This is a genomic window from Variovorax sp. YR216 (genome assembly GCF_900107745.1).
Lineage (GTDB): Bacteria > Pseudomonadota > Gammaproteobacteria > Burkholderiales > Burkholderiaceae_C > Variovorax.
The window spans coordinates 164308-187376 of the sequence record NZ_FNRO01000003.1 but is presented as its reverse complement, the minus strand read 5'-3'; the positions used below and the strand labels follow the sequence as shown (position 1 = coordinate 187376).

The 23069-nt window shown below is 67.0% G+C and carries 20 protein-coding genes; 13 read left to right on the top strand and 7 right to left on the bottom strand.

Translation table 11 applies throughout. The annotated features are described in order from the left end of the window. The first annotated feature begins 79 nt into the window (after positions 1 to 79). Positions 80 to 1408, top strand: coding sequence for an NAD(P)/FAD-dependent oxidoreductase (locus BLW05_RS10750; protein WP_093162442.1), 1329 nt, complete (start codon positions 80 to 82; stop codon positions 1406 to 1408). Between the two features lie 99 nt (positions 1409 to 1507). Next, the gene (locus tag BLW05_RS10745) at positions 1508 to 2485 is read left to right on the top strand and encodes a tripartite tricarboxylate transporter substrate-binding protein (RefSeq protein ID WP_093162441.1); all 978 of its coding nucleotides are present in this window, start codon (positions 1508 to 1510) and stop codon (positions 2483 to 2485) included. A 143-nt stretch (positions 2486 to 2628) separates the two neighbouring features. On the opposite strand, the gene BLW05_RS10740 is transcribed toward BLW05_RS10745, so the two are convergent. Beyond that, positions 2629 to 4737 (bottom strand): PQQ-dependent dehydrogenase, methanol/ethanol family, encoded by a 2109-nt coding sequence (locus BLW05_RS10740; protein ID WP_093162439.1) that lies wholly within the window; start codon positions 4735 to 4737, stop codon positions 2629 to 2631. A gap of 130 nt (positions 4738 to 4867) precedes the next feature. On the opposite strand from BLW05_RS10740, the gene BLW05_RS10735 reads away from it, so the two are divergent. Further along, entirely contained in the window at positions 4868 to 6091 is a 1224-nt protein-coding gene (locus BLW05_RS10735; protein ID WP_256330181.1) for a helix-turn-helix domain-containing protein, read from the top strand. Between the two features lie 5 nt (positions 6092 to 6096). On the opposite strand, the gene BLW05_RS10730 is transcribed toward BLW05_RS10735, so the two are convergent. The 4 genes from BLW05_RS10730 to xylF all read right to left on the bottom strand — a co-directional run bounded on the left by BLW05_RS10730 (position 6097) and on the right by xylF (position 10519). After that, positions 6097 to 7254, bottom strand: a complete 1158-nt coding sequence (locus tag BLW05_RS10730) for an ROK family transcriptional regulator (protein WP_093162436.1) — start codon at positions 7252 to 7254, stop codon at positions 6097 to 6099. Between the two features lie 171 nt (positions 7255 to 7425). After that, a complete protein-coding gene (locus tag BLW05_RS10725) occupies positions 7426 to 8190 on the bottom strand; it encodes an ATP-binding cassette domain-containing protein (protein WP_093162434.1) in 765 nt (254 codons plus the stop codon). Next, positions 8187 to 9377: a sugar ABC transporter permease gene (locus BLW05_RS10720; RefSeq protein WP_093162433.1), complete on the bottom strand. Its 1191-nt coding sequence runs from the start codon at positions 9375 to 9377 to the stop codon at positions 8187 to 8189. The genes BLW05_RS10725 and BLW05_RS10720 overlap by 4 nt, the downstream gene beginning before the upstream one ends. Positions 9378 to 9496: 119 nt before the next feature. Then, positions 9497 to 10519 (bottom strand): D-xylose ABC transporter substrate-binding protein, encoded by a 1023-nt coding sequence (gene xylF, locus BLW05_RS10715; RefSeq protein ID WP_093162431.1) that lies wholly within the window; start codon positions 10517 to 10519, stop codon positions 9497 to 9499. A 216-nt stretch (positions 10520 to 10735) separates the two neighbouring features. Here xylF and BLW05_RS10710 point away from each other — a divergent pair, with 216 nt between their 5' ends. From BLW05_RS10710 to BLW05_RS10695, 4 genes are all read left to right on the top strand, one after another. After that, positions 10736 to 11752: a thiamine pyrophosphate-dependent dehydrogenase E1 component subunit alpha gene (locus BLW05_RS10710; protein ID WP_093162430.1), complete on the top strand. Its 1017-nt coding sequence runs from the start codon at positions 10736 to 10738 to the stop codon at positions 11750 to 11752. Then, positions 11749 to 12747 (top strand): alpha-ketoacid dehydrogenase subunit beta, encoded by a 999-nt coding sequence (locus tag BLW05_RS10705; protein WP_093163128.1) that lies wholly within the window; start codon positions 11749 to 11751, stop codon positions 12745 to 12747. Before BLW05_RS10710 ends, BLW05_RS10705 begins: the two co-directional genes overlap by 4 nt. A gap of 2 nt (positions 12748 to 12749) precedes the next feature. Then, positions 12750 to 13214 (top strand): MarR family winged helix-turn-helix transcriptional regulator, encoded by a 465-nt coding sequence (locus BLW05_RS10700; protein WP_256330180.1) that lies wholly within the window; start codon positions 12750 to 12752, stop codon positions 13212 to 13214. Positions 13215 to 13300: 86 nt separating this feature from the next. Continuing rightward, positions 13301 to 14317 (top strand): Bug family tripartite tricarboxylate transporter substrate binding protein, encoded by a 1017-nt coding sequence (locus BLW05_RS10695; RefSeq protein ID WP_093162428.1) that lies wholly within the window; start codon positions 13301 to 13303, stop codon positions 14315 to 14317. Between the two features lie 100 nt (positions 14318 to 14417). On the opposite strand, the gene BLW05_RS10690 is transcribed toward BLW05_RS10695, so the two are convergent. Further along, positions 14418 to 14741, bottom strand: coding sequence for a DUF1840 domain-containing protein (locus BLW05_RS10690; RefSeq protein WP_093162427.1), 324 nt, complete (start codon positions 14739 to 14741; stop codon positions 14418 to 14420). Between the two features lie 14 nt (positions 14742 to 14755). Continuing rightward, a complete protein-coding gene (locus BLW05_RS10685; RefSeq protein ID WP_093162425.1) occupies positions 14756 to 16024 on the bottom strand; it encodes an SAM-dependent methyltransferase in 1269 nt (422 codons plus the stop codon). 107 nt (positions 16025 to 16131) lie between these two features. On the opposite strand from BLW05_RS10685, the gene BLW05_RS10680 reads away from it, so the two are divergent. Genes BLW05_RS10680 through BLW05_RS10655 form a run of 6 tightly spaced genes read left to right on the top strand, consistent with a single transcriptional unit; the run spans position 16132 to position 23024 of the window. Further along, positions 16132 to 18492 carry a bifunctional salicylyl-CoA 5-hydroxylase/oxidoreductase gene (locus BLW05_RS10680; RefSeq protein ID WP_093162424.1) on the top strand — a complete coding sequence of 787 codons (2361 nt, stop codon included), beginning with the start codon at positions 16132 to 16134 and terminating at the stop codon, positions 18490 to 18492. Next, complete coding sequence (locus tag BLW05_RS10675) at positions 18492 to 18968, top strand: MarR family winged helix-turn-helix transcriptional regulator (protein ID WP_093162422.1); 477 nt, start codon at positions 18492 to 18494, stop codon at positions 18966 to 18968. The genes BLW05_RS10680 and BLW05_RS10675 overlap by 1 nt, the downstream gene beginning before the upstream one ends. Further along, positions 18965 to 19819 (top strand): enoyl-CoA hydratase family protein, encoded by an 855-nt coding sequence (locus tag BLW05_RS10670; RefSeq protein ID WP_093162421.1) that lies wholly within the window; start codon positions 18965 to 18967, stop codon positions 19817 to 19819. The genes BLW05_RS10675 and BLW05_RS10670 overlap by 4 nt, the downstream gene beginning before the upstream one ends. A gap of 3 nt (positions 19820 to 19822) precedes the next feature. Continuing rightward, entirely contained in the window at positions 19823 to 21016 is a 1194-nt protein-coding gene (locus BLW05_RS10665) for an acyl-CoA dehydrogenase family protein (protein WP_093162419.1), read from the top strand. Continuing rightward, a complete protein-coding gene (locus BLW05_RS10660; RefSeq protein ID WP_093162418.1) occupies positions 21013 to 22632 on the top strand; it encodes an AMP-binding protein in 1620 nt (539 codons plus the stop codon). The genes BLW05_RS10665 and BLW05_RS10660 overlap by 4 nt, the downstream gene beginning before the upstream one ends. After that, positions 22629 to 23024, top strand: coding sequence for a RidA family protein (locus BLW05_RS10655; RefSeq protein ID WP_093162416.1), 396 nt, complete (start codon positions 22629 to 22631; stop codon positions 23022 to 23024). The genes BLW05_RS10660 and BLW05_RS10655 overlap by 4 nt, the downstream gene beginning before the upstream one ends. Positions 23025 to 23069: the final 45 nt, after the last annotated feature.

Sequence of the window (23069 nt, the reverse complement as noted above, 5' to 3'; positions counted from 1 at the left end):
CGGTCGATGGGCCGAAAATGCGAGGCTCTGCGCGCCATTTCAATCGCTCAACTGCAATTCAAGAAAGACTGGGAAGACCATGGAAGCAAGCCGGCAAGACTGCGACGTGCTCGTGATCGGCGGAGGCCCCGCGGGCTCGACGGTGTCCACGCTGCTCGCGCGGCAGGGCCGCCGCGTCGTGATGCTCGAGAAAGACCATCACCCGCGGTTCCACATCGGCGAATCGCTGCTGCCGGGCAACGTGGACCTCTTCGAGAAGCTCGGCGTGCGCGAGGAAGTCGACCGGATCGGCATGCCAAAGTTCGGCATCGAGTTCGTGCCGCCGGATCTCGACTACCGCAGCTATGTCGACTTCTCCGAGGGCTGGAACCCGCGCAAGGATTCGGCCTGGCAGGTGCGACGCTCGGAACTCGACGAATTGCTCTTCCGCAATGCGGCCAGACAGGGCGCGGTGACGCTCGAGGGCGCCCGCGTCCGGCAGGTGGATTTCGACGATGCAGGCGCGACGGTGCAGGCCACGCTCGAAGACGGCACCCGTCGCACCTGGCGCACGCGTTTCGTGGTCGATGCGAGCGGGCGGGACACGGTCCTCGCCAACAAGCTCAAGAGCAAGCAGAAGAACCCCGACCACAACAGCACCGCGCTGTTCGGCCACTTCCGCAACGCGCGCCGGCTCGAAGGCAAGCGCGAAGGCAACATCAGCATCTGCTGGTTCGAGCACGGCTGGTTCTGGTTCATCCCGCTGGCCGACGGCACCACCAGCGTGGGCGCGGTGTGCTGGGCCTACTACCTGAAGGCGCGCGACAAGCCGCTGAAGGACTACTTCTTCGACACCATCGCGATGTGCCCCGAACTGCACGACCGGCTGAAGGACGCCACGCTGGTGGACGACATGGTGCACGCCACCGGCAATTTCTCGTACAGCAGCACGCACGCCACCGGCGAGCGCTACCTGATGGTGGGCGACGCCTTCACCTTCATCGACCCGATGTTCTCCTCGGGCGTGTTCCTCGCGATGCAGAGCGCGTTCGACGGCGCCAGACTGGTGGAAACCGCGCTCGACCGCCCCGCCGATCTGCCCGCTGCGCGCAAGGCGCTCGAGAAGCGCATGCGCGTCGGGCCGCGCGACTATTCGTGGTTCATCTACCGGGTGACCAACCCGACGATCCGCGACATGTTCATGCACCCGAACAATCTCTTCAAGGCCAAGCAGGGACTGATGTCGCTGCTGGCCGCCGACATCCACCACGGGCCGTCCTACCGGCGGTCGCTGTTCATGTTCAAGGTGCTGTACTACTTCATCTCGGTCATCAACTGGCGGCGCACGATCGGGGGCTGGAAGCGGCACCGCTTCAACATCCGCGACATGGGCCCGCTGCGGGGCGAATCCATCCTCAAGGGCGAGTGACCCTGCTGTCCCCTAGGGGGATACCGGGATGAGTCAGCGATGGGTCAGCCGATAAGATCGCCGGTCCAATTGCCCACTCCATTCGTACTCGGAGAGACTATGAAGAAATTGCTCGCCTTCACCGCGATCGCCGCGGTCGTTGCAGGCGTCCACGCCCAGGACTTTCCCGGCTCCAAGACCATCACCATGGTGGTGCCGTTCGCCGCCGGCGGCCCCACCGACCGCGTGGCCCGCGATCTCGCCGAAGCGCTGCGCAAGCCGCTGGGCGGCGCCACCATCGTGGTCGACAACGTGCCGGGCGCCGGCAGCTCGATCGGCGCGGCCAAGGTGGCGCGCGCGACGCCGGACGGCTACACGCTGCTTCTCAACCATATCGGCATGTCGACGATCCCGACGCTGGTGCGCAACGTGCCCTTCAAGGTCGAGACCGACTTCGAATACCTCGGCATCGTGAACGACGTGCCGATGACGCTGATCTCGCGGCCCACGATGGAGGCGAACAACTACAAGGAACTCACCGCCTGGATCGCGGCCCACAAGGGCAAGATCAACCTCGGCAACGCAGGCGTGGGCTCGGCTTCGCACCTGTGCGGCCTGCTCTTCCAGAGCGCCACCAAGACCGAGATGACGCCCGTGCCATACAAGGGCACCGCGCCGGCGATCACCGACCTGATGGGCGGCCAGATCGACCTCTTGTGCGACCAGACCACGAACACCTCGCCGCAGATCGAAGCCAAGAAGGTGAAGGCCTTCGCGGTGACCACCTCCAAGCGGCTCACCACCCCGCTGCTGAAGGACCTTCCCACTTTGCAGGAAGCAGGCCTGAAGGACTTCCAGGTCACGATCTGGCATGGACTCTATGCGCCGAAGGGCACGCCGCCGGCGATCGCCAAGAAGCTCAACGAAGCGCTGAAGGCGGCCCTGAAGGATCCTGAATTCATCCGGAAGCAGGAAGGCCTCGGCGCCGTGGTGGCGAGCGACGGCCGCATCGAACCCGAAGGCCACAAGAAGTTCGTGGCGGCGGAAATCGCCAAATGGAGCCCGATCATCAAGGCCGCTGGCGTCTACGCTGATTGAGCTCACCCCCAGCCTCGCTCACTTCGTGTAGCTCGGGCACCCCCTTCCAGGGGGCAACCCCGGCGGCCCGGCGGAGCCGGTTCCGCGGGGTTTCGCGAACAAGAAAAGGCCCCTCGCGGGGCCTTTTCTATTTGGGCCGACGCCTACTTCGGGCGTATGGCATCAGCGGTTCCCTGGATGAAGGCCTTCAGCTTGTCAACGTCCTCCTGCGTCAGCTTGCCGGTGAAGTCCGGCATGCCGCGCTCCATCGCCGGGCCCTTGAAGATGAACTTGTCGAGGTTCTCGATGAAAGCCGGGTCCATGTAGCCGAGGTTCGGGATGTTGCCGCCGCGGTCGACGCCGGGCACGCCGTGGCAGAAGACGCAGTTGCTCACATAGAGCATCGTGCCGGCCTCGGCTTTCGCCGGGTCGTACTTCACGCCCTGCAGCAGCTTGCCCATGCGGTACTCCACGAACTGCGGTTTCGGCGCGTTGCCGCCGATGGCGAAGGTGTAGACCGTGCCCGGACCCTGCCGCTCGGTGGCGCGCTGCGCGAGGCCGTAGACACCGCCCCAGCCGACCGCGACCGAGACGTACTGCTTGCCGTCGACCATGTAGGTGGCAGGCGCAGCGACGACGCCGGTGCCGGTGGGCGTTTCCCAGAGCTTGTCGCCGGTCTTGGCGTTGTAGGCCACCATGCGGCCGTCCGCCGTGCCCTGGAACACGAGGTTGCCGGCAGTGGTGAGCGTGCCGCCGTTCCACGGCGAGACATGCTCGACACCCCAGACCTCCTTCTGCGCGATCGGGTCCCACGCGACCAGCCGGCCCATCGGCTTGCTCGCAGGGGGTTCGGCATTGGCGAACTTGGCGGTGTTCCAGCCCAACGCCGAATGCGGCCGGCCCGGCGCGTTCTCGTTGAACTTCCAGTCCTTGTCGTCCATCAGGTTCAGCGGCACATGCTGCGCCGGAAGGTAGGCCAGCCCCGTCTGCGGGTTGAACGACATGGGATGCCAGTTGTGCGCCCCGAACGGGCCCGGAATGCTGTCGTTCGGCTTGGTGCCGTCGCGCGCGGCGGCCACCTCGATCGGCCGGCCGTTCTTGTCATAGCCGGTCGCCCAGTTCACCTCCACGAAGTTCTTCGCCGAGATGAACTTGCCGTTGGTGCGATCGATGACGAAGAAGAAGCCATTCTTCGGCGCATGCAGGATCACCTTGCGCGGCTTGCCGTCGATCTTGAGGTCGGCCAGGATCATCGGCTGGGTCGATGTGTAGTCCCAGTTGTCGCCGGGCGTCTCCTGGTAGTGCCAGACGTACTTGCCGGTGTCGGGGTTGAGCGCGACGATCGATGCGAGATACAGGTTGTCGCCGCCCTTTGGACTGCGCTGGCTGCGCGCCCATGGGGATCCGTTGCCGGTCCCGACATACATCAGGTTGAGTTCGGGGTCGAAGGCGAAGGTGTCCCATGGGGTGCCTCCGCCGCCCGAAACCCAGTACTTGTTGCTCGGGTCCCAGGTCTTCGCGGCCTTGGCCATCGAGGCGTCCTCGAAGGGCTTGGATGGATCGCCCGGCACAGTGAACCAGCGCCATTTCTGCTCGCCGGTCGCAGCGTCGTAGGCGGTGACGTAGCCGCGCACGCCGTACTCGGCGCCGCCGTTGCCGATGACGACCTTGCCCTTGAACACGCGCGGCGCGCCGGTGATGGTGTAGGAGCGCGCGTGATCGATGAGCGTGTCCTTCTCCCAGACGACCTTGCCGCTGGCGGCATCGAGCGCGATGAGGCGGCCGTCATAGGCGCCGACATACACCTTGCCCTGGTAGATCGCCACCCCGCGGTTGACCACGTCGCAGCAGCCCTTGAAGCCCTTGGCGCGATCGACCTTCGGATCGAAGGTCCAGAGCGCCTTGCCGGTGCGCGCGTCGATCGCATGCACCACGCTCCACGAGGCGGTGACGTACATGATGCCGTCCACCACCAGCGGCGTGGCCTCGACGCCGCGCGTCGATTGCAGGTCGTACGACCACACGAGCCCGAGGTCCTTCACGTTGGCCGCGTTGACCTGGTCGAGCTTGCTGAATCGCGTCTCCGCATAGTCCAGGCCATAGCTCGGCCAGTCAGGCGTCCTGGCCGCGTTGGCGCGGATGAAGCCCCCATCCACCTTCTGCGTCGCGGCCTTGATGTGCTCGGGCGAGCCCTTCGCGGGCTGGGCCACGGCGGTGGCAGCGCCCAGGCACAGCAACGCGCCCAGCGCCAGCGCGGCGTACGTCTTGGTCATCGTGTCGTCTCCTTCGTTGTGGCCGAAGGATGGTCCGCCCGGGCACTTTGTTCATCTTCGGGATTTCCCTAGACCCTCAGTGTTCCATTGCGGAACAGATTCGACGTCTTTCCCCACTCTGGAGACGGAAGTGCCCTTGTCGACGCTCAATCCGGCGGGTGGTCCCCGGCAGCTTTTCGCAAGGTCGCCCGCGGAGCGCGTGGCACTGGCGCGGCAGCAGTTCTTCGAGGAGGGCGTGCGGCCTTCCGGGCTCGTCGGCGAAGCCGTCATCCAGTCGTGGATGCGCTGCACCCGCATCCACGCCAACCGGCAGCGCGTGATCGCCTTCGATGCGGTGACGCCGAGCCGGCTGCACGCCACGATGGGCCGCAACCGCGAACTGCTCGACGCCGCGCGACAGGAACTGGTCGGCATGGAAAGCTCGCTCGCCGGCACCGACTGCCGCGTGCTGCTGACCGACGGGCACGGCGTGATCGTCCATGTCACGCAGCATCCGGGGACAGCGGAACAGCCGATCCTGCGCAAGACCGCGCGCATCGGCGTGAACATCGCCGAAAGCGTGGTGGGCACCACCGCGCCCGGCATCGTCGCGACCACCGGCCAGGCCTGCACCGTCGACGGCGCCGAGCACTACTTCGAGTACCTGCGCCAAATGCAATGCGCGGCCGCGCCGATCCGCGACGTGCACGGGCAGCTTGCGGGCGTGCTCGATCTCACGGTGGAAGCGCGCCGCTTCGGATTCGATGCGGCATCGATGGTCGCGCTGTATGCCACCACGATCGAGAACCGGTTGATGCTCGCGCAGTCGCAGGACCGGCTGGTGCTGCACTTTCAGGCCAGTCCCGCCCTGCTCGGCACGCCGCTCGAGGCGCTCGCCGGCATTGCGCCGGACGGCACCGTGGCGTGGCTCAACGGGGCAGGGGCGCGCCTGATCGGTGGAGTCCCCGAGGCGGGGCCGTGCGATGTCGAGATGCTGTTCGGCCTCGACCTCGCTGCGCTGCTGCGACTGACACGCAGGGAAGCGGCGCAGCCCGTGCGGCTTGCCAGCGGGCTCGGCGTCTGGTTGCAGGCGCAACTGCAGGGGCACGACGGCGTGGACTTCGGGCATGCGGTCGCCATGGCCTTGCCGGAAGAGAAGGCCGAAGCGGTGGACACCACGCCGCAGCAGGTGGTCGATGCGTCGCCGTCGGCGCACGACGCAGACGGCACGCTGCGCGGACACAGCCGCAAACTGATCGAAGACACGCTGGCCCTTCATGGCGGCAACATCTCGCATGCCGCGCGCCAGTTGCGCGTGTCGCGCGGCACGCTGTATCGACATCTCAAGAGCCTGCGCGAACGCGACGCGGGCTGACGGCCTCAGGCCAAGGATTCCGAGGCTGTCGGGCGGACGCGCCGCGCCTGCGCATCCGTGCGCAAGGGTCGCAGGTATTCGTGCAAGGCCAGTGCGGCGGCGCCGACCGCGGGCGTCCACGCGCCATAGCGCGGCGAGCGGATCACCGGCTGCACGAGGCCCGCGCTCTCCGCGTAGCGCGCGACGGTGTCGATCGCACCACGAAGAAACTCCGGATGGGCCTCGCACGACTTGCCGCCGACCACGATCGCACGCGGCTCGAACGTCACCCAGAGGTTCTGGAGCAGCACGCCAAGGTAGCGCGCGGCACGTCGCGTGTCGCCGCCCGGCTGCTCCAGCACGCGCGAGCTGATGAAGGCCTCGGCGCAGCCCAGCCGACCGCACGAGCATCGCGGACCGTCGATCTGCAAGACGGTGTGGCCGATCTCGCCGGCCATGCCTTGCGCGCCGATGAAGAGCCGGTCGTTGAGCACGATGCCGGCGCCGACACCGACGTCGCAGCTCACGAAGATCAAGGGATCCTCGCCCTCGCCGTCCGAGAATTCGAACTCGCCCAGCACTGCCGCATCGGCATCGTTCTGCAACTGCACCGCCACGTCCGGGACCTGTTCGCGTGCGAGCGCGCGCGCGAGCCGCGGCAGCAGGTCGACGTCGCGCCAGCCGAGGTTCGGCGCGAAGCGCACCACGCCGGTCGCATCGTGCACCGCGCCCGGCACGCCGACGCCGATGCCCGACAGCCGCAGACCCGACGCGAGCAGATGACGATGAGCGGCCGCGACCATGCGGGCCACCTGCGCGCACACCACCGCAGGCGTGTGGTCGGCGAGCGGTTTCGCATCGGAATGCAACACGTCGCCCTGCAGCGAGACGCACACCACGCGCACCACCTCGATCGCGATCTCCACGCCGACCAGCGCGCGCACGCCGACGTTGATGTGCAGCGGCGTCGAAGGCCGCCCCATGCCGTCGCCGACCGAGACACCCGCCTCGCCGAGCCAGCCATCGTCGAGCAGCTCGCGCACCAGCAGGCTCACGGTGGACTTGGTGAGCCCGCTTTCCGCGGCAAGCCGCGCGCGAGAAAGCCCCGGCTGCGCGCGCACCAGGCGCAGCAGCACGCTGCGGTTGATGCGCCTGACCAGTTGCTGGTCGCCCTTGGTCTTCATGCCACGCCCATGTCAGTTGTCCACCGCGCCAAGATGCGACCCGCGACGCATGAATCCGTCGAGACCGCAGGCCAGGAATACCGTGGAACCGGCTTGGCCGGGCCACCGGTCTTGCCCCCGGTCGGGGGTGGGCGGCCACACGAAGTGGGCAAGCCTGGGGGCGAGTTCATATCATGCGTGTTCCGCCTGCGTCTTACCCTCGGGGCGCTTGCCCGCGATGATCATTCCAAGCACTTCGTCCTCGGTCACGTCCGCGGTCCGGTAGGTGCCGACCAGCTTGCCGTTCTTCATGACCGCGAGCCGGTCGCTCAGGCCGAACACATCCGGCATGTCGTGCGTGATCAGGAAGATGCCGACACCGTCGGCCTTCAGCTGCTTGACCAGCGCGCCGACCATCGCCGTCTCTTCGGGCCCAAGTGCCGCGCAGGGCTCGTCCATGATCAGGATGCGCGCGTTGAAGTACAGCGCACGCGAGATCGCCACCACCTGCCGTTGCCCGCCCGACAGCCGCCGCACCGGCACGCGGATGTTGGTGAAGTTCTTGTTCAGGCGCTGGAAGACCTTGCGCGCCTGCCCTTCCATGAAGTGGTCGTCGAGCGTGCGCCAGGGTGTGAGCTTCTCGCGGCCGAGGAAGAGGTTCGCGACCGAATCGAGGTTGTCCGCGAGCGCGAGCGTCTGGTAGATGGTCTCGATGCCCTGCGCCTGGGCTTCGGAGGGTGTGCGGATGTTGACCTTCTCGCCCGCGATCAGCGTGTCGCCCGAATCGATCGGGTACGCGCCCGCGAGCATCTTCATCAGCGTGGACTTGCCCGCGCCGTTGTGCCCGAGCAGCGCGACCACTTCGCCGGGATAGAGATTGACGCTGACGTCGTCCACCGCCTTCACGCCGCCGAAGGCCTTGCGGATGTTGCGCAGCTCGACCAGTGGCGCGTTCATGACGTCTCTCCAAAGCGCTTGCGATAGAGCACGTCGAACACCACCGCGATGATGAGCACCTGCCCGATGATGACCATGCGTTTGCCGATCGGCACGTCGAGCAGCAGCATCCCGCTGTCGAGCGACTGCATGATGAGCGCCCCCAGCACCGACCCGAGGATCGACCCGCTGCCGCCCGCAAGCGCGGTGCCACCGATCACGGCGGCGGCGATCACGTAGAGCTCCATGCCGGAGCCCAGCGAGTTGGTGCCCGCATTGAGCCGCGCGATGGAGACGATCGCCGCGATGGTCACCAGCACCGCGAGCAACGCAAAGAGCATCAGCGTCACGCGCTTGACCGGAATACCCACCAGCGCGGCCGCATCCGGGTTGCCGCCCATCGCGAACACATAGCGCCCGAAGCGGGTGCGGTGCACGATGAACGACAGCGTGACCGCGACCGCCGCCCAGATCAGCACCGGGATCGGGATGCCCTGCGGTTCGGTCTTCGAGGCGATCTGGTAGCTGTTCATGACCGCCGCGAAGGCGAACACGATCGCGACCGGCACCGCAGTTAGCAGCAGCTCCATCCACAGCGGCTCCACCGGCATTTCGTGCCGCTGGCGTGCACGGCGCTTCTGGAACATCCGGCCGAAGAAGACGATCGCGACGAGCACCGCGATCAACCAGCTCGCGGTGGTGCCGATGCCGCCGTCATAGCCGCCGCCCAGGCGCTGGAAGAACTCGTCGTTGACCGGCTGCGTCTTGCCGTCGGCCACGAGGAATGCCGCGCCGCGGAACGACATCAACCCGCCCAGCGTGACCACGAACGACGGCACGCCCAGCACCGCGGTGAGCCCGCCCTGGTAGAGCGACACCAGCAGCGCCACCGCCAGCCCCGCAAGGCTCGCGGCCTGCCACGACCAGCCCGAGGTGTATTGCAGGTACGCGACCAGCACCCCGACGAAACCCATCACCGAGCCCACCGACAGATCGATGTGGCGGGCCACGATGATCAGCACCATCACGGTCGAGACGATGCCGACGACCGCGGTCTGCTGCGCGACGTTGTAGAGGTTCTCGGGCGACAGGAACACGCCGCCCGACATCACGTGAAACACCACCGCCATCACCGCCAGCAGCACGCCCATGAGCAGCAGCCGGAGGTCGACGCCGGTGCGGCGCCACAGAGAAGAAGACGATGTCATGGTGGTTGCACCTCACTGCGAGAAATACCGCGGAACCGGCTTCGCCGGGCCGCTGGTGTTGCCCCCTGCAAGGGGGGATGCGTAGCGACACGAAGTGCGCGCAGCCCTGGGGGTGGGGATCACTTGCAGGCTGCAGGGGCCTTGTCTGCCTGGACGCCCTTGCAGAGCTCGTCCTTCTTGATCCAGCCCGCCTTCACGACCACGTCGAGGTTGTCGCGCGTGATCGGCACCGGAGTGAGCAGGCGTGACGAGATGGCGATCTTCTTCTCGCCACCGCTCCAGTCCGCCGCCTTCTCCACCGGCTTGCCCTGCACCAGCGCGACCGCGGCGGCGGCGGCCTCGCGGCCGAGTTCGCGTGAGTCCTTCCACACGGTCACGGTCTGCGTGCCGAGCGCGACGCGGTTGAGCGCCGCGAAGTCCGCATCCTGCCCCGACACCGGAATGCCACGGATGCCCTTGGCCGTGAGCGCCGCGACCGCGCCGCCCGCGGTGCCGTCGTTGGCCGCCACCACCGCATCGACCTTGTTGCCGACCTTGGTGAGGATCTGCTCCATGTTCTTCTGCGCGACTTCGGGCTTCCAGCCGTCGGTGTACTCGTCGCCGACGATCTTGATGTCGCCCTTCTTGACCGCCTCGTCGATCACCTCCTGCTGCCCGGCGCGCAGGAAGTTGGCGTTCGGGTCGGTCGGCGAGCCCTTGATCATCACGTAGTTGCCCTTGGGCTGGACCTTGTAGACCGCGCGCGCCTGCATGCGGCCGACTTCGACGTTGTCGAAGGTGATGTAGAAGACCCCGGGGGCTTCGATCAGCCGGTCGTAGGCGACCACCGGCACCTTCTGCTTGAGCGCCTTGTTGACGGCGGGGAGGATGGCGTCCTTGTCCATCGCGAGCACGATCAGCGCCTTGGCGCCCTTCGACATGAGGCCGTCGATGTCGCCCAGCTGCTTTTCGGGCGAACCACCCGCATCGGCGCTGATGTACTTCGCACCGAGCTTTTCGAGCTGGGCCTTGATCGCGGCCTCGTCGGTCTTCCAGCGCTCTTCCTGGAAGTTGGACCAGCTCACGCCCACCACGGTCTGGGCGCAGGCCCCGATGGCGGTCAGTCCGAAGGCGAGTGAGGTCAGGGTACGGGCGAGCTTCATGCGAGTCTCCAGGCTTGTGATGGGTGGATGTTGGCTCGGGACCGACCTGCCGGAATGCGTGGAACGGCAGTTAGTTCGAGGGCCGAACTAACTATCGCAGCCACGCGCGGCGAATGGCATCGGGACTATCCCTGCGGGTAAATGCGCTACTTCCGGATTGGTCACTCCCGATACGATTTCCGGCAGAACGCAATCCCTGCGCGGGCTGGAGACGATATGGAGACTGCAATTCCGGTGGCGGAGCGCACCGCGCTCTACCGCACGATGGTGCGAATCCGTGCCTTCGAGAACGCCGCGGAGGCGGCCAGCCAGGGCGGCGTGAGCGCCTACGGCCAGCAGGCGGCGGGTGCCGCGAAGGTGCGCGGGCCGTTGCATCTCTCGACAGGACAGGAAGCGGTGCCGGCCGGCGTCTGCGCGCATCTCGCGCCGGCCGACTACCTCACCTCCACGCACCGCGGCCACGGCCACACGCTGGCCAAGGGTGCGGATCTCGTGCGCATGATGTGCGAGCTGTTCGGCAAGGCGTGCGGCTTCAACGGCGGCAAGGGCGGCTCGATGCACATCGCCGATTTCTCGGTCGGCATGCTGGGCGCGAACGGCGTGGTCGCCGCAGGGTTGCCGATCGCGGTCGGCGCGGCGCATGCGCAGAAGCTGCTGAAGAAGGACGCGATCACCGTCTGCTTCTTCGGCGACGGCGCGATCAATCGCGGACCGTTTCTCGAAGCACTCAACTGGGCGCGCGTGTACGCGCTGCCGGTGCTGTTCGTCTGCGAAGACAACCGCTGGAGCGCCACCACCGCGAGCGGTCCGATGACCGCGGGCGACGGCGCTTCGGTGCGCGCGGAGGCGATGGATATAGCGGCCACGCAGGTCGACGGCAACGATGTTTTCGCCGTGCATGCGGCGGCGGGCCGGCTGATCGGCGAGGTGCGCGCCGGGAGCGGACCGCGCCTGCTGCATGCGCTCACCTATCGTGTGAAGGGGCACGTCTCGGTGGATCCTGCGGCCTACCGCGATCCGGCCGAGTTGGCCGCCGCGCTCGAAACCGACCCGATCGCGCATGCGCGCGCGCTGCTTGCGGGCCGCATCGAGACCGCCGTGCTCGACGCCATCGAGAACGAGGCGCACACGGAAGTCGAAGCGGCGCTCGCCGCCGCGGATGCCGCGCCATGGCCCGAGGCCGGTGCCGCGTTCACCGATGTTCAGAGCACGGGAGAAGGCCAGTGGACATGACGGACATGGGCAGCGAAACCCCGGGAGGCCGCTCGACCACCCTCGAACTCAGCTATGCCGAAGCCGCGGCCCTGGCGTTGCGGCATGAGATGGAAGCCGATCCGCGCGTGGTCGTGCTCGGCGAGGATGTCGGGCGCGGCGGCATCTTCGGCCAGTACAAGGGCCTGCAGCAGCACTTCGGCAGCGAGCGCGTGATCGACACGCCGATTTCCGAAGCCGCGATCATGGGCGCCGGCGTGGGCATGGCGCTCGCCGGGCTGCGGCCGGTGGTCGAGATGCGGGTGGTCGACTTCGCACTCTGCGGCATGGATGAACTCGTGAACCAGGCCGCCAAGAACCGCTTCATGTTCGGCGGCCAGGGCCGCGTGCCGCTGGTGGCGCGGATGCCAGGCGGCATCTGGGACGCCTCGGCGGCGCAGCACTCCCAGTCGCTGGAGGCGTGGTTCGCCCATCTCCCCGGTGTCGTCGTCGTGTGCCCATCGACGCCGCAGGACAACCATTCGCTGATGCGTGCGGCGCTGCGCTGCGGCGATCCGGTGGTCTACATCGAGCACAAGACGTTGTGGGGCATGCGCGCAGCGGTGGATCCGTCGCTGGAGATTGCGCTCGGCCAGGCCGCGCACGTGCGGGGCGGCGATGCGCTGACGCTGGTGAGCTGGAGCCGGCAGATGCACGCTTGCGCCGCCGCGTGCGACACGCTTGCGGCCGAGGGCATCGAGGTGGATCTGATCGACCTGCGCACGCTCTGGCCCTGGGACCGCGAGGCGGTGCTCGCTTCTTGCGCACGCACGGGGCGCCTGCTCGTCGTGCACGAGGCGGTACAGGCCGCCGGCTTCGGCGCGGAGATTGCCGCCACTGCGGCCGAAGCGACCGGCTGCCGCGTCGCCCGCCTCGGCGCACCGCGCATCCCGGTCGGCTATGCGCCGGTGCTCGAAGCGCAATCGCGCGTGAGCGCGGAGCGCATCGCGCAGGCCGCCCGCTCGTTACGGGGCTGAACGTGACGACCGCGCCGGAACCGGCCGATCTGCCGGACTCTGTCTTCTTCAAGCTCGTGCGCGTCGTCAACCTGACGGCGCGGCCTTTCCAGCAGCGCGTCGGACGGCAGCATCAGCTCACGCTCAACGAGTGGCGAACGATGGCTGTGCTGGGCACGCGGCCGGGCCTGACCGCCACGCAGGTCGCGGATCTCACCGGGCTCGACAAGATGGCGGTGAGCCGCGCGCTGGGGGGCCTGCAGCGCCACAAGCGGCTGCATCGGCACGAGGATCCGACCGATCTGCGGCGCACGCGGCTGTACCTCAGCAGCATCGGCAAGACACTCTTCGCGACCGTGAAGGCGCAGGCGCGCGAGCGCGAAGCCGAGCTGTTCGCGGGGGTGGCGCCGGACGAGCTCGGCCAGCTCGACGCCATCCTCGACAAACTCATCGAATCGGTCACGGACCATGCCGACCGGCCGGCCTGAGCCGGTTCGGGTGACGGGGGTTTTCACCCGCGACGCCGGGTTGCTTCCCCTGTAAAAAGCCCGCATTCGAACCACAGGGAACCCCCATGTCTCCATCCTTTCCGCTGCGCCGCCGCACCGCGCTGAACCTCGTCGCATGGGCCGCATTGACCGTTGTCGCAGGTTCGGCCGCCGCGCAGTCGAGCTGGCCGACCAAGCCGGTGCGCATCGTGGTGCCGTTCGCACCCGGCGGCACCACCGACATCCTCGCGCGCGCGGTCGCGCCGGAGCTCTCGAAGGCCTTCGGCCAGCAGTTCATCGTCGACAACCGCGCGGGCGCCGGCGGCAACGTGGGCGCGGAGATCGTCGCAAGGTCGCCGAACGACGGCTACACCCTGCTCATGGGCACGGTGGGCACCCACGGCATCAACCGTGCGCTCTACCCCAAGCTGCCGTACGACCCGATCAAGGACTTCGCGCCGATCACGCTCGTCGCCGCGGTGCCGAACGTGATGGAGATGAACGTCGACAAGGCGAAGGCGCTGGGTATCAACAACGTGGCCGATTTCGTGAAGTACGCCAAGGCCAATCCCGGCAAGCTCAACATGGCGTCGAGCGGCAGCGGCACCTCGATCCATCTTGCGGGCGAGCTGTTCAAGAGCATGACCGGCAGCTACATGACGCACATCCCGTACCGGGGCTCCGGTCCGGCGCTCATGGACATGGTGGGCGGCAATGCGGACGTGATGTTCGACAACCTGCCCTCGTCGATGCAGCAGATCAAGGGCGGCAAACTCAAGGCGCTGGCCGTGACCAGCGCGAAGCGCTCGCCGGCCTTGCCCGACGTGCCGACCGTCGAAGAGGCCGGCGGTCCGCTGCTCAAGGGCTACGAGGCCAGTTCATGGTTCGGGCTGCTCGCGCCCGCCGGTACGTCCCCCGACATCATCAACCGCATCCAGCACGAAGTCGCCAAGTCGCTGTCGACCCCCGCGATCAAGGAAAAGATGGAAGCCCAGGGCGCGATCCCGAGCGGCAACACGCCCGCCGAATTCGCCAAGCTCATCGAGAGCGAGCACGAAAAGTGGGCAAAAGTCGTGAAAGCTTCCGGCGCGAAGGTGGACTAGCAAGAGCCAGAAGCACCGCGGAACCGGCTCCGCCGGGCCGCTGGTGTTGCCCCCGGTCGGGGGTGGAGAGCGACACGAAGTGCGCGAGCCTGGGCGCGAGCTAAACCTCCCAGGTCACGTCCTTTTTGTCGGCGAGGGAATCCTTCAGCATGTGCAGCAACGGTGCGCCGCGCTGCCGGATGCCGATGTGGTGCTTCTCGGCTTCGTTGTCATGCCCTTCGACCGCGTAGTCGTCGTCGTTGTGGACATTGGTCGCCTCGCGCTGCATGGCGGTTTCGAGCGCCGCGATGGCCGCAGGCATCTGCTCGACGGTGATGACGCCCTTGGGTGCAGGCGCCTTGCCGATGATGTCGAACATCTGGCGCGCATGCACTTCGAGCATCACGAAGGGTGGCGTCGCACGGGAGTTGAATCGATACAGCATGGTGCCTCTCTCTCTTACTTGTAGATGTAATCGCGGACAAACGGGTACCGCGACTGCGCCCCGCGGATCGTGCCATCGTCGACCTTGCCATCCGGCTTGGTCGAAAGCATCTGGTGCAGCGCAATCCAGCCCTGCTCGAAACTCATCGCCGAACCCGCCAGGTACAACCGGTACGCGCGCAGGACACGCTCGGCGTTCTCGCCCTGCGGGCCGCCGCTGCCCCGGAGCACTTCGCGCGCCCTGTCGAGCTGTGATTCGAGCGCGTCCGACCATGCCCACAGTGTGCGCGCATAGTGCGGGCGCAGGTTCTCGGTATCGACCATCTCCAGCCCTGCCGCCGCCGTCTCGCGCAGCACATGCGTCACGTGGAGCAGTTCGCCACCCGGGAAGATGTACTTCTCGATGAAGTCGCCCATGCCGGCGCCGAGTTGCGTGTAGTCGAGCTGGCCCGACGTGATGCCGTGGTTGAGCACCAGCCCCCCCGGCACGAGCAGCGAATGGATCTTGCGGAAATACACCGGCATGTTGGCCGCGCCGACGTGCTCGAACATGCCGACCGACGAGATCTTGTCGAAAGGCTTGGCGGGGTCGAGCTCGCGGTAGTCGCGCAACTCCACGCGCACGCGGCCCTGGAGGCCCTTTTCCTCGATCAGCCGCTGCACGTGCGCATGCTGGTTCTTCGACAGCGTGATGCCGGTCGCGTCCACGCCGTAGTGCTCGGCCGCCCACATCAGGAGCGCGCCCCAGCCTGAGCCGATGTCGAGGAAGCGATCCCCGGGCCGGAGCGTCAGCTTGCGGCAGATGTGATCGAGCTTGGCTTCCTGCGCCTCGCCGAGTGTCATGTCTGCGTCACGAAAGTAGGCGCAGGAGTACACGCGGCGCTGGTCGAGCCACAGCGCGTAGAAGTCGTCCGAGACGTCGTAGTGGAACTCGATCTGCCGGGCGTCCTTCCCGAGCGAATGCGAGCCACGCGATTTGGCGCGGCGCTGCAGGCGGCTCCACCAGGAGGTGTTGGTCTCGGCCGGATTGCCGGGCAGCAGGCTGACGGTGGCGTCGATGAGATCGCGCATCGCGCCCTCGATCTGGACGCGGCCTTCGACATAGGCCTCGCCGATGGCGCCGACCTGCCGGGTCGCGAGCTTGGCGAGGGCGGACCACTCGGTAAATGCCAGGGTGATCCGGGAACCGGGCTTGGCGACCTGCCGGCCGTCAGGCAATTGCAGCGTGATGGGAACGGGCAGCGTGGAAAGCTGGGACTCGATCTTCGGCAACAGGCTTTGCATGTTACTGATTCTTGCGAGCGCACGCGGCCGCGTCAACTGGGGTCCTCGGGCAAACCCGGTGGCGACGTGGGTTGACACCAGATCGTTTATGTCTAAACTATTTATCCATGAATAGCTCAACCCCGAACCTTCACCGCGTGTTGTGCATTGGCGGCGGTCCCGCCGGCCTGTATTTCGCGCTGTTGATGAAAGCCCGGCAGCCGGCCCTCGACATCACCGTGGTCGAGCGCAACCGCCCCTTCGACACCTTCGGCTGGGGTGTCGTGCTCAGCGACCAGACGCTCGACAACCTGGCCGCAGCCGATTCGGACACGGCGAAGCTCATCGGTGGCGAGTTCCATCACTGGGACGACATCCAGGTGTTCTTCAAGGGCCGCCAGGTGCGCTCGGGCGGACATGGCTTCTGCGGCATCGGCCGCAAGCGCCTCTTGAACATCCTGCAGGAGCGCTGCCTCGCGCTCGGCGTCAAGCTGGTGTTCGAGACCGACGTCACGGACGACCAGGCGCTGGCCGCGCAATACAACGCCGATCTGGTGATCGCGAGCGATGGCCTCAACAGCCGCATCCGCCAGCGCTACGCGGATGTGTTCGACCCCGACATCGACCTGCGCCAGTGCCGCTTCGTCTGGCTCGGGACGCACCAGACTTTCGATGCCTTCACCTTCGCGTTCGAAGAGACGGAGCACGGCTGGTTCCAGGCGCACGCCTACCAGTTCGACAACGACACCTCCACTTTCATCGTCGAGACGCCCGAGGAAGTCTGGAAGGCTCACGGCCTCGACCAGATGGAGCAGCCGGAGGCGATCGCCTTCTGCGAGAAGATGTTCGCGAAGTACCTCGGCGGACACCCGCTCATCAGCAACGCGACGCATCTGCGCGGTTCGGCCAACTGGATCCGCTTCCCGCGCGTCATCTGCAAGAACTGGACGCATCGCATCGACGTGAACGGCCGCAAAGTGCCCGTCGTGCTCATGGGCGATGCAGCGCACACCGCGCACTTCTCGATCGGCTCCGGCACCAAGCTGGCGCTGGAAGACGCGATCGACCTCGCGAACGAGTTCGGGACCGGGCACGCCATCGACGAGGTGTTGACCGCCTACGAGGCGCGCCGCAGCGTCGAAGTCCTCAAGATCCAGAACGCGGCGCGCAACTCGACCGAATGGTTCGAGAACGTCGACCGCTACACCGGCATGGAGATCGAGCAGTTTGCCTACTCGCTGCTCACCCGCTCGCAGCGCATCAGCCACGAGAACCTGCGCCTGCGCGATGCGACCTGGCTCAACGGCTACGAGCAATGGCTCGCCGGCGGCAAGTCGCTGCCGCCGATGCTGATGCCGCTCACGGTGCGCGGGCTCACGCTCAAGAACCGCATCGTGGTCTCGCCGATGGCGACCTACAGTGCGGTCGACGGCGTGCCGCAGGACTTCCTGCTGGTGCACCTCGGCGCGCGCGCTCTCGGCGGCGCCGGCATGGTCTTCGTCGAGATGACCAGCCCGACACCCGAAGGCCGCATCACCCCGGGGTGCACGGGGCTCTACAACGATGCGCAGCAGGCCGCCTTCAAGCGCATCGTCGATTTCGTGCATGCGCAGTCGACCGCGAAGATTGCGATGCAGCTCGGCCACAGCGGGCCGAAGGGCTCGACGCAGGTCGGCTGGGAAGGCACCGACGAGCCGCTGCCGCAGGGCAACTGGCCGTTGCTCTCCGCCAGCGCCCTGCCCTACGGCGAGCAGAACCAGACGCCGGCGCAGATGACCCGCGCCGACATGGAGCAGATGCGCGACCAGTTCGTCGCCTCGACGAAGCGCGCCGCTGAAGCGGGATTCGACTGGCTCGAGCTGCACTGCGCGCACGGCTACCTGCTCTCGTCCTTCCTGAGCCCGCTGACGAATCTGCGCACGGACGAGTACGGCGGCAGCCTCGAGAACCGCCTGCGCTATCCGCTCGAAGTGTTCCGGGCGATGCGCGCCGCCTGGCCGCAAGAGCGTCCGATGAGCGTGCGGATCTCGGCGCACGATTGGGCGCCGGGCGGCAACACCGCCGACGACGCGGTCGAGATGGCGCGCGCCTTCAAGGAAGCCGGCGCGGACTTCATCGACGTGTCTTCGGGGCAGACCACGCGCGCCGCCAAGCCGGTGTACGGCCGCATGTACCAGACGCCGTTCGCGGACCGCATCCGCAACGAAGTCGGCATCTCCACCATCGCGGTCGGCGCGATCACCGACGCCGACCAGGCCAACAGCATCATCGCCGCGGGCCGGGCCGACCTGTGCGCCCTGGCGCGGCCGCATCTCGCGGACCCGGCCTGGACGCTGCACGAGACCGCGAAGCTGCAGAACCGCGACGTCGACTGGCCGAAGCAGTACCTGAGCGGGCGCGACCAGATGTACCGCGAGATCGCGAAGCAGCAGCAACTGGCGGCCGCAATGGCAGCAGGCCAACGCCCGGCGGCCGAAGAGAACCACTGATGGACCTCGAAGCCCGCGCCCACAGCGAGCATCCGGAGGAGCTGCGCCTCTGGCTGCGCCTGCTGACCTGCACCCAGCTCATCGAGAAGCAGGTCCGCAATGAGCTGCGCGAGCAGTTCGCGACGACGCTGCCGCGCTTCGATCTCATGTCGCAGCTCGAGCGCGCGCCCGAGGGGCTGAAGATGAACGAGCTCTCGCGCCGCATGATGGTCACCGGCGGCAACGTCACGGGCATCACCGACCAGCTCGTGTCCGAAGGCCTCGTGGAGCGGGTCGACGTCGAAGGCGACCGCCGCGCCTGGCGCGTGCGCCTCACGTCGCGCGGACGCAAGCTCTTCAACGACATGGCGCAGCAGCATGAGGCATGGATCTGCGAAGCGTTCTCCGCGCTGAACGCGAAGGAGATCGCGCAACTTCACAAGCTGCTCGGCAAGGTCAAGCAGCACTCACATCAACAATTGGCGGAGGCTCTATGAAGCACTACATCGGCGCGGACAATCCCATGCGCGCCCAGTTCGATCCGAAGGCGGGCTATGAGGCCACCCATTTCTCCTGGTCGTTCAAGGACGGCGTCGGCACGGTCACGCTCAACCGGCCCGAGCGCAAGAATCCGCTGACCTTCGATTCGTATGCCGAGCTGCGCAACCTGTTCCGCGCGCTGTACTTCGCCACCGACGTGAAGTCGATCGTCGTGACCGGCGCGGGCGGCAACTTCTGCTCGGGCGGCGACGTGCACGAGATCATCGGCCCGCTGACCAGAATGCAGATGCCGGAGCTGCTGGAGTTCACGCGCATGACCGGCGATCTGGTGAAGGCCATCCGCCATTGCCCGCAGCCGATCGTCGGTGCGATCGACGGTGTTTGCGCGGGCGCGGGCGCGATGATCGCACTGGCTTGCGACATCCGCTATGGCTCGCCTTCGACGAAGACCGCCTTCCTGTTCACGCGCGTCGGTCTGGCGGGTGCCGACATGGGTGCCTGCGCGCTGCTGCCGCGCGTGATCGGCCAGGGCCGCGCGTCCGAACTGCTCTTCACCGGCCGCGCGATGAATGCCCAAGAAGGCCTGGCATGGGGCTTCTTCAATGCGCTGCACGAAGGCGATAGCCTGCTCGACGCCGCGACCGCGATGGCGCGCGAGCTCGCGCAGGGTCCGACGTTCGCGCACGGGATGACGAAGACGATGCTGTCGCAGGAATGGGCCATGACCATCGACCAGGCCATCGAGGCCGAAGCGCAGGCGCAAGCCATCTGCATGCAGACCGAGGACTTCAAGCGCGCGTTCGAGGCCTTCGCGGCCAAGCGCAAGCCCGTCTTCGAGGGGGACTGATCCATGGCCGCATCTGCTGTCGATCCCTCGACGACCCATCTGGCGCTCCCGTTCTTCGACGAAGCGCATCGCGCGCTCGCACGCGACCTGCTGCCATGGGCGCGCGCACAGTCGGTGGACGAGCGCGACGATCGCGCCGCCTGCCGCGATTGGGTGCGCCGCCTCGGCGACGCCGGCTGGCTGCGCTACTGCGTGCCGGCCGCATCGGGCGGCGCGCTTCCCCGGCTCGATTCGCGTGCGCTGGTGCTGCTGCGCGAGACGCTGGCGTTCCACTCGCCGCTCGCCGATTTCGCCTTCGCGATGCAGGGTCTCGGCAGCGGCGCGATCACGCTCGCGGGCACCGCCGAGCAGCATGCGAACTATCTGGCGCCGGTGGGTCGCGGCGACAAGATCGCAGCCTTTGCGCTGAGCGAACCGGACGCCGGCTCGGACGTCGGCGCCATGGCGATGCGCGCCGAGCCCACCGCCGATGGCTGGCGCCTGAGCGGCGAGAAGACCTGGATCAGCAACGGCGGGCTCGCGGACTTCTACTGCGTGTTCGCCAAGACCGACCCGACCGCCGGTTCCCGTGGCATTACCGCCTTCATCGTCGATGCGAAGACGCCGGGCCTGGACACTTCGTCGCACATCGACGTGATGGCGCCGCACCCGCTCGCCACGCTGCGCTTTGACGGCTGCGTGGTTCCGCGCAGCGCGCAGCTCGGCGAACTGAACGGCGGCTTCAAGCTGGCCATGCGCACGCTGGACATCTTCCGCGCCTCGGTCGCCGGCGCCGCGCTGGGCATGGGAAGGCGCGCGTTGACGGAAGGCGTGCAGCACGCACAGAAACGGAAGATGTTCGGTCAGACGCTGGCCGACTTCCAGCTCACCCAAGCCAAGCTCGGCGAGATGGCGGCGCTGATCGACGCCGGCGCGCTCCTGACGTATCGCGCCGCATGGATGCGCGACGACAGCGAGCGTCGAGGCGAGCCGGCCGTCGGCGACCTGACCGCCGCCGCCGCCATGGCGAAGATGACTGCCACCGAGAACGCCAGCCGGGTGATCGACATGGCGCTGCAGATGCATGGCGGCCTGGGCGTCAAGGTGGGCACCAAGGTCGAAAGCCTGTATCGCGACATCCGTTCGCTGCGCATCTACGAAGGCGCGACGGAGGTTCAGCAACTCATCATCGGCAAATCCGTACTGAGGACCCAATGACTGCAAGTGCGCAAATCGACCGCTTCGTGCATGACCGGCTGCCGCCAGCCGATCAACTGCCGATCTTCCGGTACGACCTGCCCGAGCTTCGACTGCCTGATCGGTTGAATCTGGTCGAGGAGTTGCTCGACAAGGCGGCCGACAAGGGTTTCGCGGACAAGCCGATGTTGCGCTCGCCGGGGCGAACGCTGACGTATGCCGAGGCCGCCATCGAGGTCAACCGGATCGCGCAGGTGCTGACCGAGGACCTGGGGCTGGTGCCCGGCAATCGCGTGCTGCTGCGCGGCGGGAATTCGATCCCGATGGCCCTGGGGTGGCTCGCGGTGGTCAAGGCCGGGATGATCGCGGTCGCGACCATGCCGCTGCTCCGGGCCAAGGAGTTGGGCGAGATCCTGGAGAAGTCGCAGCCTTCGGCCGCGCTGTGCGACGGCAAGCTGCTGGATGAGCTGCAGACGGCGCAGCAGGCGCATCCTGTTCTCAAGACGATCATCGCGTTCAATCAGCCGGACGCGCCGGACTCGTTGTCGGCACGGGCTGCAACGAAGAGCGGTGTGTTCAAGGCATGCCCCACGTCCGCGGACGACGTCGCGCTGCTGGCTTTCACTTCGGGCACGACGGGCAAGCCGAAGGCGCCGGTCACCACGCACCGCGATGTGCTCGCGATGTGCCAGACATGGCCGCGCCATATCCTGAAGGCGCGCAGCGAGGACATCGTGATCGGCTCGCCGCCGCTGGCCTTCACCTTCGGGCTGGGCGGCCTCCTGATCTTCCCGATGTGGGCAGGCGCGTCGGTCTACTTCCACGATGGCCCGTATACGCCCGAGACGATGGTGCAGGTCATCCGCAATGTCGGCGCCACGATCTGCTACACGGCGCCGACCTTCTATCGCCAGATGGCCGCCTTTGCGAAGCAGCACGGCGTGCCGAGTCTTCGCATCAGCGTCAGCGCCGGCGAAGCACTTCCCGACGCGACGCGGCAGATGTGGAAGCAAGCGACTGGCATCGAGATGCTCGACGGCATTGGCGGCACCGAGGTGTTTCACATCTACATCTCTGCGGCGGGCGACGACGTGCGCCGAGGCGCGGTCGGCAAGGCCGTGCCTGGATTCAGCGCCAGGATCGTCGACGACGAAGGCAACGAGGTGCCGCGTGGCACGGTCGGCAAACTGGCCATCATCGGGCCGGTGGGTTGCCGCTATCTGGACGATCCGCGCCAGACCCACTACGTCAGAAACGGCTGGAACTATCCCGGAGACGCCTTCGTCGAGGACGAAGACGGCTACTTCTTCTATCAGTCGCGCGCTGACGACATGATCGTCACCGCCGGATACAACGTTGGCGGCCCCGAAGTCGAAGACGCGCTGCTCAAGCACCCAGCGGTGGCGGAATGTGGCGTCATCGGCAAGCCGGACGAGGAGCGCGGGATGATCGTCAAGGCGTTCTGCGTACTCAAGCCGGGGCACACCGGCGATGCCGCGCTGGTCAAGGCGCTGCAGGACCACGTGAAGGCAACCATCGCCCCTTTCAAATATCCCCGTGAAGTCGAGTTCGTGGCGAACCTGCCGCGCACCGAAACCGGAAAACTCCAACGATTCAAACTGAGGCAACTCCCATGATCAAATTTCTCCAACCCCCAGGCTGGGCTCCTCCGAAGGGCTACGCGAACGGCGTGGCCGCACGCGGCACCATGGTCTTCGTCGGCGGACAAATCGGCTGGAATGCACAGCAGCAATTCGAATCCGACGACTTCATCGAGCAGACGGGCCTGGCCCTGCGAAACATCGTCGAAGTCTTGCGCGAGGCTGGCGCCGGGCCCGAGCACATGGTGCGCATGACCTGGTACGTGACCGACCGCGACGAGTACAACAGGCGTCTGGGTGAACTCGGGCCGGTGTACCGCGATGCGATGGGCCGCAACTTTCCTGCGATGACGTGCGTGCAGGTGGCGGCGCTGGTCGAATCCCGCGCGAAGGTCGAGATCGAGGTCACGGCGGTCGTTCCAGACTAACCCCCAGGCTCGCGCACTTCGTGTCGCTCTCCACCCCCTTTCAGG